The sequence below is a fragment of the Mechercharimyces mesophilus genome (genome assembly GCF_059818345.1).
This window is the reverse complement of sequence record NZ_JCBAPH010000003.1, coordinates 1-10,095: the sequence shown is the minus strand read 5'-3', so window position 1 is coordinate 10,095 and position 10,095 is coordinate 1. Positions and strand designations below refer to the sequence as shown.

Here is a 10,095-nt window from a genome sequence, read left to right as displayed (position 1 = left end):
CTTCCTTACCATGGAAGCGCTCTGCCGACTGAGCTATGGGAGCTTGGCTCCTCCAGTAGGACTCGAACCTACAACCTGCCGGTTAACAGCCGGACGCTCTACCAATTGAGCTATGGAGGAATAAATTCATCAGACGATAGATATTGTATCATATTTCTTAAGAAATCGTCAACCAACTTCAAGCTGTTTTTAAGCAGAAAGTTTCCACATCACCTGATTGTAGAACAAACCATTTATAATAGTCACTTTTGGCGACAGGGATTAATATATCACGGTTTCTGGCAACCGTCAATACTTTTGAGCGAAAATAATTTTGAGAATATTGCTCTATTAAAAGCGCAGAACATATACACAGTCTTTTTATCTGTTATTCCCTCTATCTCGAAGCTTCTCTCGCAGTAAAATGTAGCGCTATAACAGAGTTTCGTTTTCGCCTTTCTATATCTTGACGAGTAGACCAATTCTGCTGAACGCTTCACCATTTGTTTTATAGGGAGCATCCGTGGACATTCAATGACATAATCAGAATTAGAAGAGGTAGTAGAGAGAATATCCTAATAAAGTAGAAGGGAAGGAGATTCTGATCTCTCCTTCCCTTATCATAAACTGTCCTTACTTATCCACTAAATTCTCCTTCACCCAGGTTTCTGGGTCCTCTTGCTCCTCTTGGTCCCCTAGGACCACGACGTCCCCGTGGCCCTCTCGGTCCTGTAGCTCCTACGGCTGTAAGTGAACCCAACTTAAAGACAAACGCATCCGATGTTCCACCAAAGTTCGACTGAAAAGCTCCTGAAGTTAGTGGAAAATCGGTTGAGGCTGTTTCACCTGTGACATAAATATGATCCGAGCCATCCAACGCAATGCCATTTCCACTGTCAGCTAAGCTCCCTCCTAAATATGACGAAAAGGAAATTCCCCTGCCAGAATAGCTCACCTGGGTAATGAAGGCACTCTCAGTGGGTGAGGCCAGGATATTATCCTGGAATGCATCTGAAGTAATTGGGAAGTTCGTTGATCCTGTCTCTCCCGTCACCCACGCTTTTCCTAGTGAGTTTACCGCTATGCTATTTCCTCGATCTTCTCCTAACCCACCTAAATAAGTGGAGAATGTCAGCTTTGAACCTGCCGGATTGATTTTAGTAACAAAGACATCGGGCGATACGCTACCTACTGTGGTTTGAAAAGCGCCTTTTGTCACGGGGAAGTTCGTCGAATTTGTCTCTCCTGTCACATAGGCAAAACCGAAATCATCTACATCAATACTGTTTCCTTCATCCGCGTCTAATCCCCCAAGGTACGAGGAATAGACTTGAGCACTTCCTGCCGCATTTAACTTCGTAACAAAAGCGTCTTCGTCGCCTCCAAAAACCGGTTGGAATGAACCTGGAGTTACAGGAAAATCGCTTGACTCCGTACGCCCAGTGACGTATACATTGTTCGCACCATCAATTTGAATTCCAACACCTTCATCATCAGCGCTTCCTCCGAGAAACGTAGAGTAAATCAGGCCCGAACCTGCGGAATTCAGCCTGGACACAAAAGCGTCCGTCGCACCACCAAACACCGGTTGAAACGAGCCGGGTGTTATAGGGAAGTCAGTGGAGGTGGTTGAACCTACGACGAAAGCATTGCCTCCCCCATTCACTTTAATGCCCCCTCCAATATCCGTTCCGGTCCCCCCTAAGTATGTAGAATAAATTAACATTGACCCAGCATCATTTAGCTTTGTAACAAAGGCATCTACCATCCCCCCTCCGAAGGTCGGTTGAAAAGACCCCGTTGTAGTCGGGAAATCTGAAGAAAATGTCACTCCTGTCACGTATGCCTGATTACTACCGTCCACCGCAATACCTAACCCAGCACTCATACTACTGCCCCCTAAAAAGGTTGAATAGAGCAGAGAGGTACCTGAGGTATTTACTTTTGTGATGAACGCATCAAAAGTGCCCCGTAATGTAATCTGAAAGACCCCTGAAGTAACCGGAAAATCAGTCGATAAGGTCCCTCCAGTTACATACGCATTCCTTTCCTCATCTACGGCAATACCCAAGGCTTGATCTCTCAAATTCCCACCCAGATAAGAGGAATAAAACACCTCAGGATCAATGCGCAGAGGAAGATGTTCATCTATTGTCTCCTCAAGTTGAAAGCCAAATGTTCCGTCATCATAAATTCGGAAACGAGTCGCAATGGCTCGTTTCTCTCTTCCCTCTCCCTGATAACTAATAGGCGCTGCTTCACGTATCATCCCACACAAAGTAGGAACAAGAAGCCCTCCCTGTTCTGTAATCAATGGAGGCTCTCCACCTTCATAAGCAAGACGAATTTGATTCAGATTAGCCCCCGGTTGCACGAACATGTCGTATTTTAACCGCCCGTCATTGCTATAGAAAGTGACATCGATACCTGGCCATACATTTTTATAACAAACACGTTGGTAGCCATGGGGATTGTCTTCATCATAATTAGTAAATATCTCCCCTTCTCCTTCCGGAATAACCTTCTGCGCTTCACCTCGAAAGCATAACAACATAGAGGTGTCTTCAGAAAGGAAAAACCGAACACCACTTTGTGAGAAAACAAGATGAAGATATTCGCCTTCTTCCAAATCACAACGATAGCTTTCTTCTTCCCACTTTTCAAAAATAACCGAGCGATTCCCGTTATACGTCATCCCCTGAAATAAGGACATCCACTATCCCTCCAACCAAGCGTGGTATTTCATTATACGTTGAATCAGCCTAGTCCTAGTAATAAAAGACCCTATTCTTTGATATGATTTACTTTCAGGTAACATCCGCTTAAGGATCACTCCCTTACCATTCGGAAACGGATGAAGAACGATCCTTTAACTGGAACAAGAAAGCCCTGGTTCCGAATACGGAACCAGGGCTTTCTTGTTTTACCCACTCCAATACGATCAGTCAACACTTTAATCAATGCAGCGGATGATCGGATAGAACCGACACAGAAAAGAATATCCGATGAACCCTGAAGCCTAGAAGATGCTTTTTCACCTAGTGCCACTTAGGCGCCCTTTCTTAACTTGGAAACCGCCCAATCCGCACTATTCTTCTAAGTGACGGGACATTAAAACTCCCATCACTTCTTCCAGCGAGAGGCCCTGTTCCCGTAAGAGCACCATCATATGATAGAGCAGATCAGCGGTCTCCCATTTCAGCTCTTCCTGTTCTCCATTCTTGGCAGCGATAATAACTTCTGCCGCCTCTTCCCCCACTTTCTTTGCTATTTTGTCGATTCCTTCATTAAAGAGATACGATGTATAAGACTTCGAAGGACGCTTTTCCTCCCGCTCGGCAATCACATTCTCCAAGCGCTTCAAGATTAGCAGAGAATCTAAATGCATCGCCTTCTCCCTATTGGTGAAACAACTGTACGCCCCAGTATGACAAGCAGGACCTTCAGGAAGAACCTGAACAAGCAGGGCATCTCGGTCACAATCCCAATCCATCTCTACAATTCGTTGTGTAGCCCCTGAGGTCTCCCCTTTATGCCAAAGCGCTTGTCGTGAACGACTGTAAAACCAAGTCTCTTTCGTCTCAATCGATTTACGTAAAGATTCTCTATTCATATAAGCAAGAGTAAGCACATCACGACTGCCTGCGTCTTGTACGATGACAGGAAGTAATCCATTGCTATCAAACTGAACCCTCTCTATATTCATCTTACATTCATCCCACCTTCTTGAAGAGACTTTTTCACCTGCGTCACAGAGGTTTCTTTATAGTGGAAAATAGAAGCAGCTAAACAGGCTGACACCCCTGTTTGTAAAAACGCTTCTTTAAAATGATCCGCATCCCCCGCTCCTCCTGAAGCAATGACAGGAACCGAAACCTGTTCATTTACCTTGCGCATCAAATCGTGCGCAAAACCTTCTTTGCTCCCATCAGCATCCATCGATGTGAGCAAGATTTCCCCTGCCCCCCGGCGAACAGCCTCTTCCGCCCACTCCGTCACCAACCAAGTGCTCTTCTTTCTCCCTCCATGAGTATAAACCCGATAGTCCCTTATCTCTGGATCATATTTCGCATCGATGGCTACTACTATGCACTGTGAACCAAAGGAAGAAGCACCTTCAGAAATTAATGCAGGACGGAGGAGTGCGCTTGTATTAATGGAGATTTTATCTGCTCCACTGCGCAGAATCTCACTCATCTCTTCTAAAGAATGAATTCCTCCGCCAACGGTAAAGGGGATGGCTAACTCTGCTGCCACCTTCTCTACCACCTTCACCATCGTCCGTCTTCCTTCATGAGACGCAGAGATATCCAAGAGCACGAGTTCATCCACCCCCTCCTGGTCATAATACCGTGCCAGCTCCACTGGATCACCCGCATCCCTTAGCTGCAAAAAGCCAATTCCTTTCACTACCCTTCCCTCTTTTACATCGAGACAGGCAATAATCCGCTTGGTGATCATAGAACGCTCACTTCCTGCAATGCGGTGTCCAGTCTCAATTGCCCTGTATAAAGGGCTTTGCCGATTACAACACCACTGACACCCTGCGGCTTGAACCTTTTCAGGAGCTGAAGATCAGATAATCCGCACACACCTCCAGAAGCAATCACATTCACGCCTGATCTCGTAGCCATCTCTTCGATCGCCTCCACATTGGGGCCTGATAACATACCATCCCGAGCGATATCCGTGAATATAATGTGACTCACCCCTCCCTGTGCAAGCTCCACTCCCAAATCTACCGCTTTCCGCTGCGAACTCGTTTGCCAACCTTCGATGGCTACATAACCCTCCCGAGCATCAAGCCCTACGGCAATCCGCTCTTTGTACCGGTCCACCATTCGGTAGACAAAGGTTGGATCAGATAAAACGGAACTACCAAGGATTACACGTGCAACACCATTCTCTAGATAATTGCGCACGTCCTCCTCCGTCCGAATCCCTCCACCCACTTGTACCTTCACATCCAATTGACGGGCGATTTGAAGTGGATCATAAGCGTTCTCCCGCTTTCCTAACTTCGCTCCATCGAGATCCACCACATGAATCCATTCGGCTCCTTGCTGTACAAATTGTTCGGCAATCCGTATAGGAGAGTCTCCGTACACCTTCTCCTCCGAAAATTTCCCCTGCTCCAGGCGCACACATCTTCCCTGATAAATATCAATGGCGGGATAAAGGGTAAACGTCATGTTTTTCCCTCCTCTCTCTACAGACTCCAATAAAATTGCGTAACAGCTTGATCCCAAGGGTCCCACTTTTTTCTGGGTGAAATTGCGTTCCCCACACTTGTCCCTGTCCCACAATCGCAGGTAGTTGAATCCCATACTCCGTATTCGCTAAGATGATTTCCCGATTTTCTGTATGAACATAATAGGAATGAACAAAGTAGGCGTGCCCCTCTTCCATACCGTGGAATAAATCGGTTTCTTGTTGAAACGACAGACGATTCCACCCCATATGTGGTACCTTAAGAGGAGAAAAGTGACCGATCTCTCTCGGAATTCTCTTCACTTTCCCCGGTAGTAAGTGGAGTCCATTCACCTCCCCTTCTTCACTTTCCTCAAACAAAAGCTGCATACCCAAACAGATCCCTAGTAGAGGTTTTCGTAAATAGGCCACTTGTTCCAGCACATCGATCAATCCTCGTTCGCTTAGATGCTTCATTGCATCCGCAAAATTCCCAACACCGGGGAGAATATAGGAATCTGCTTCTCGTAGTGTATAGGGGTTTCCGCTAATCATATAGGGTTCTCCCAACCGCTCTACTGCTGTCTTTACGCTAAACAAGTTCCCCATGCCATAATCGATAATCGCAAGCATCTACAGCATTCCTTTCGTTGAGGGGATACTTTGTCTTCGGGCATCGATCGAAGTGGCTTCATCCAAAGCCCTTCCTAACGCTTTAAAGATGGCTTCTATCATGTGATGGGTGTTTTCTCCATAGAAGACACACACATGTAAGTTCATACGCGCTTCAATCGCCAACTTCCATAAAAACTCTTGAATCAATTCTGTATCAAAAGATCCTACTTTAGCCTGTGGAAAAGTAGCACGAAATTCCAGATGCGGGCGGTTACTAAGATCGATTACCACTTGCGCAAGCGCTTCATCCATCGGAACCATCGCTTGACTATAACGCTTGATGCCGTACTTATCACCTATTGCTTGGTAAATCGCTTGCCCTAATACCATCGCAATATCTTCTGTCGTATGGTGATCATCAATATGGGTATCACCAGTGGCAGTAAGCATCAGATCAAAATGACCGTGATACGTAAATAGATCTAGCATATGGGTAAGAAAAGGAACGTCTGTCGTTATCCTAGACTCCCCCTTCCCGTCGATGGTGAGAGTAAGGCTGATGTCTGTTTCCTTCGTTCTTCTTTTGACCGTGGCCTCTCGCTTTTTCACCTTGTCCCGCCTTTCTGAGCTAGACGTTTTTCAATCGCCCGGGCATGTGCCTCAAAACCTTCCAAACGAGCGAATCTCGCAATCTTCTCGCCATGTTGAATGAGTGATTCTTCGCTATAGTATAGGACACTTGATTTTTTCAGAAAATCGTCTGTGGATAAGGGACTGGAAAACCGAGCTGTTCCATGAGTAGGCAAAACGTGGTTGGGACCGGCAAAGTAATCTCCCACTGGCTCAGAGCTAAAGCGTCCTAAAAAGATTGCTCCCGCATGACGAATATAAGGGAGTGTCTTCATCGGTTCCTCCGTCATGATCTCTAAGTGCTCTGGTGCCAGGTGGTTGACGCAATCAATCGCCTCTCTCCAATTTTCCATCAGGATAATTTTCCCATGATCACGAATCGAGGTGGCTGCAATCGTTTGGCGAGGTAATGTAGAGAGCTGGGTCTCTACCTCTTGTTTTACCTGGTTTGCAAGATCGGGTGATGTGGTCACGAGGATCGCCGCTGCTAATGGGTCATGCTCTGCTTGCGATAATAGATCAGCAGCGATTTCCTCCGCAATGCCCGTTTCATCCGCAAGAACCACAATTTCACTAGGACCCGCAATCTGATCAATATCCACATTCCCATATACGGCTTGTTTCGCTAAAGAGACATAGATATTTCCTGGACCAACGATTTTGTCTACGGCAGAGATGGTCTCCGTTCCATAAGCCAATGCAGCAATCGCTTGGGCGCCACCCACTTTGTAGATCTCTTTCACTCCAATCTCAGCTGCTGCAACCAAAACACTCGCTGGTAAACGGCCGTCGGGTTGCGGAGGAGTAACCATTGCAATACGAGGAACCCCTGCTACTTGTGCAGGAATGACATTCATCAGTACAGACGAAGGGTAGGACGCTGTCCCACCAGGAACATACACACCCACTGCATCCAGCGGTGTCACTTTTTGTCCTAACATCGATCCATCTGCTTGAAAGTGAAACCAAGACTCCTTTTTCTGTTGTTGATGAAAAAAACGTATATTGGTAGCTGCTTCCCCTATTACCTCTATCATCGCTGGTTCAACCCATTTATACGCCTCTTGAATTTCCTCTGTTGTCACCTTCATTTCATCGATAGCGATTCGATCGTACATTCGTGTCCATCTGGCAACGGCGCGATCCCCCTCCTTTTTAACCTCATTCATAATCGTTTGGACAGATTGCCTCTCTTTCCCCGCATCCTCCATCATGAAGAAGCGACGTTTGGACAGATCAGGGTTCCTCGTTATCTGCATTATGAATAGCCCTCCTCTCTAGGTTGTTGACAGTGGACAACTTCGGTTAACCGATTGACCAACGACTGAATGAGATGACCTTGGATAGAATAACTAGCCGGATTAATAATTAAGCGGGAAGTAATGGATGCGATACGCTCCCATTCAATTAAGCCGTTCTCATGTAGTGTTCTTCCCGTCGAAACAATATCGACGATGCGATCTGCCAACTGGAGCACAGGAGCCAGTTCTATCGAGCCATTGAGGCGAATAATCTCTGCCTGTTGTCCTTTCTTCCTATAAAAAGAGGTCGCTATGTTGGGGTATTTGGTAGCTACTTTGGGAGAATGCGTTGGCTCAGGACGTACAGGCCGGCCAGCAACTGCTAAGTAACACGGACTAAGATGCAGATCCAATATCTCATACACATTTCTTTTCTCTTCTAGCAAGACATCTTTCCCGCAGATCCCTACATCGGCTACACCATGTTCAACATAAGTAGCTACATCGGCTGGCTTTGCTAGAATAAAGCGAAACCCATCATTGGAACTAGGGAAGATTAATTTACGCGATCGACTAATCCCTTCAGGTATCCTGTACCCTGCTTCTTGTAACAACTGGACCGCATCATGAAAGATCCTTCCCTTCGGAAGGGCCACTGTGAGCATGGTGTTCAACTCTCGCTTCCCTCCTCTAGTATTTGTTTGTTATAAAAAGAACGAATATCTGTAAATGAATTCATATAGGCATCCAGGTCTACCACACCGTTCACCGATTGTAACGTCACAGCGATCCCTTGACTACGTAACTTGCTTGCTTCTAAAATAGCTTTTTGCCGATTTTCAACATCAAAAAGAATACAGCATACTTCTCTAACACTCTCTACTTGCGGAATCGCTTCTAATAGACGTTCAAAGTGAATAGCAAAGCCAGTAGCGGCGATTGATTGATGATACCGTTGAAAGAGATCATTATACCTTCCTCCACTACCGATAGAGGAACCGACTTCCCTCGTATAAATTTCAAATAAAACTCCCGTATAATAGTTCATATGACTCATCATCGCTAAATCGAATTGTACATAATCTTCCACACCATAAGCTTTCAACTGTCTCCATAGCATTTGTAATTCTTCAAGAGCATCATGACCTTCTCTCGTATCCACTAACAATTCCGCTTGTTCGACAATCTCTATTCCACCACGAAGAGAAAGGAGGGAAAGCAATCGATTTTGTTCGTCTAATGAAAAGGAAGACGTTTTTACCCGTTCTTGAAAACCAACCGCATTTTTTTCGAACAAAAACTGTTTTAAAGAGAGAATGATTTCTTCTTCTGAAACGATCGATCGAAAGAGTGCCTCTAGAAAACCAACATGTCCGATTCCTACTCTAAAATGAGATAACCCCGTACCCTGCAGTGTTCTTACCAACAAGGAAATAACCTCTGCATCTGCTGATATCGTGGGATCCCCTATCAATTCCACTCCCACCTGTTCAAACTCAGTAGGGGAATCTGTTCCCTGTAACTGTGCACGAAAAACGGTATTGGCATAGGCAAAACGTGCGGGATATTGGTCATCCGCTAGCTGTGAGGCAGCCATACGTGCAATCGGGGTCGTCATATCAGGACGAAGAACCAAGGTATGACCATCTCGATCCAGTAATTTAAACATGTAGTTCTCTGTTAAAGCAGAAGAACGACCCACCGTCTGATAATATTCCAGCGTAGGAGTAAGGAGCATCTCATACCCCCAAAGTTGAATCTCTTCAACCATTCTCGTTCGAACCCACTGCTTCCGCTGGTATAAATTTGGGAGGGTATCACTCATTCCTCTCGGCTTCTCAAATAAAAGCAAAATCTCCCCTCACCTTCTATTCATTATTTATACTTTAACTTGCTAATATGTTAACATATTAGCAAGTTAAAGTGAAGGATGAGAGGAACATGCCACTGCGTAACACGAAATGGATATACTGGTGCTACGCGCAAAAATGTTCGAAGCAAATTTATGTGAAAGGGTTTGGATAACCACCCTAACAGGAAATCTTTTACGTACCACCCTAGACCTTAACGAAGCTACATCCACATATACAAACACCCTTCACTTCCCCGATTAAAAAAGTGAAGGGTGCTTGTTTTTGTCCGTCCATGAGGAGAAGGAGCTTTCACCTTTCTTCCATTAGAAGGATTATGGTCGAAACATTATTTCACCATGTGGAAACTCTCATAAACGCTGACCTCTTCTCTCTCTAAGAGGCCTTACTCAACAACAAAAACAACCCTTTCACTTCGATTGAAATGAAAGGGTTGTTTCTTATGATGCCTGGCGACGACCTACTCTCCCAGGGACCTGCGTCCCAAGTACCATCGGCGCTGGAGGGCTTAACGATCGTGTTCGGTATGGGAACGAGTGGGTCCCCTCCGCCATTGCCACCAGACATAT

The 10,095-nt window shown here is 45.6% G+C and carries 9 protein-coding genes, 1 tRNA gene and 1 rRNA gene; all 11 read right to left on the bottom strand.

Annotated elements, in window-relative coordinates:
• Window positions 1–44: 44 nt before the first annotated feature.
• Window positions 45–120: transfer RNA gene (locus tag AC6RGY_RS09910), tRNA-Asn, on the bottom strand.
• 496 nt (window positions 121–616) lie between these two features.
• Entirely contained in the window at window positions 617–2,692 is a 2,076-nt protein-coding gene (locus tag AC6RGY_RS09905) for an SBBP repeat-containing protein (RefSeq protein ID WP_499862505.1), read from the bottom strand.
• A gap of 375 nt (window positions 2,693–3,067) precedes the next feature.
• Complete coding sequence (gene hisIE, locus AC6RGY_RS09900) at window positions 3,068–3,685, bottom strand: bifunctional phosphoribosyl-AMP cyclohydrolase/phosphoribosyl-ATP diphosphatase HisIE (protein WP_499862503.1); 618 nt, start codon at window positions 3,683–3,685, stop codon at window positions 3,068–3,070.
• Entirely contained in the window at window positions 3,682–4,440 is a 759-nt protein-coding gene (hisF, locus tag AC6RGY_RS09895; RefSeq protein ID WP_499862501.1) for an imidazole glycerol phosphate synthase subunit HisF, read from the bottom strand. Before hisF ends, hisIE begins: the two co-directional genes overlap by 4 nt.
• Complete coding sequence (gene hisA, locus AC6RGY_RS09890) at window positions 4,437–5,171, bottom strand: 1-(5-phosphoribosyl)-5-[(5-phosphoribosylamino)methylideneamino]imidazole-4-carboxamide isomerase (RefSeq protein WP_499862498.1); 735 nt, start codon at window positions 5,169–5,171, stop codon at window positions 4,437–4,439. Before hisA ends, hisF begins: the two co-directional genes overlap by 4 nt.
• Window positions 5,143–5,802, bottom strand: a complete 660-nt coding sequence (gene hisH, locus AC6RGY_RS09885; RefSeq protein WP_499862496.1) for an imidazole glycerol phosphate synthase subunit HisH — start codon at window positions 5,800–5,802, stop codon at window positions 5,143–5,145. Before hisH ends, hisA begins: the two co-directional genes overlap by 29 nt.
• Window positions 5,803–6,393, bottom strand: a complete 591-nt coding sequence (gene hisB, locus AC6RGY_RS09880) for an imidazoleglycerol-phosphate dehydratase HisB (protein WP_499862494.1) — start codon at window positions 6,391–6,393, stop codon at window positions 5,803–5,805.
• Window positions 6,390–7,673 carry a histidinol dehydrogenase gene (gene hisD / locus AC6RGY_RS09875; protein ID WP_499862492.1) on the bottom strand — a complete coding sequence of 428 codons (1,284 nt, stop codon included), beginning with the start codon at window positions 7,671–7,673 and terminating at the stop codon, window positions 6,390–6,392. Before hisD ends, hisB begins: the two co-directional genes overlap by 4 nt.
• Window positions 7,673–8,320: an ATP phosphoribosyltransferase gene (hisG, locus tag AC6RGY_RS09870; protein ID WP_499863116.1), complete on the bottom strand. Its 648-nt coding sequence runs from the start codon at window positions 8,318–8,320 to the stop codon at window positions 7,673–7,675. The genes hisD and hisG overlap by 1 nt, the downstream gene beginning before the upstream one ends.
• A gap of 5 nt (window positions 8,321–8,325) precedes the next feature.
• A complete protein-coding gene (locus AC6RGY_RS09865; RefSeq protein ID WP_499862490.1) occupies window positions 8,326–9,507 on the bottom strand; it encodes an ATP phosphoribosyltransferase regulatory subunit in 1,182 nt (393 codons plus the stop codon).
• Window positions 9,508–9,973: 466 nt separating this feature from the next.
• Window positions 9,974–10,090, bottom strand: a 5S ribosomal RNA gene (gene rrf / locus AC6RGY_RS09860).
• Window positions 10,091–10,095 lie beyond the last annotated feature (5 nt).

Excerpts from the sequence above, each read along its gene's own strand:
- hisG (WP_499863116.1), bottom strand. The coding sequence starts at position 8,320 with ATGCTCACAGTGGCCCTTCCGAAGGGAAGGATCTTTCATGATGCGGTC.
- hisH (WP_499862496.1), bottom strand. The coding sequence starts at position 5,802 with ATGCTTGCGATTATCGATTATGGCATGGGGAACTTGTTTAGCGTAAAG.
- hisF (WP_499862501.1), bottom strand. The coding sequence starts at position 4,440 with ATGATCACCAAGCGGATTATTGCCTGTCTCGATGTAAAAGAGGGAAGG.
- hisIE (WP_499862503.1), bottom strand. The coding sequence starts at position 3,685 with ATGAATATAGAGAGGGTTCAGTTTGATAGCAATGGATTACTTCCTGTC.
- hisD (WP_499862492.1), bottom strand. The coding sequence starts at position 7,673 with ATGCAGATAACGAGGAACCCTGATCTGTCCAAACGTCGCTTCTTCATG.
- AC6RGY_RS09905 (WP_499862505.1), bottom strand. The coding sequence starts at position 2,692 with ATGTCCTTATTTCAGGGGATGACGTATAACGGGAATCGCTCGGTTATT.
- hisA (WP_499862498.1), bottom strand. The coding sequence starts at position 5,171 with ATGACGTTTACCCTTTATCCCGCCATTGATATTTATCAGGGAAGATGT.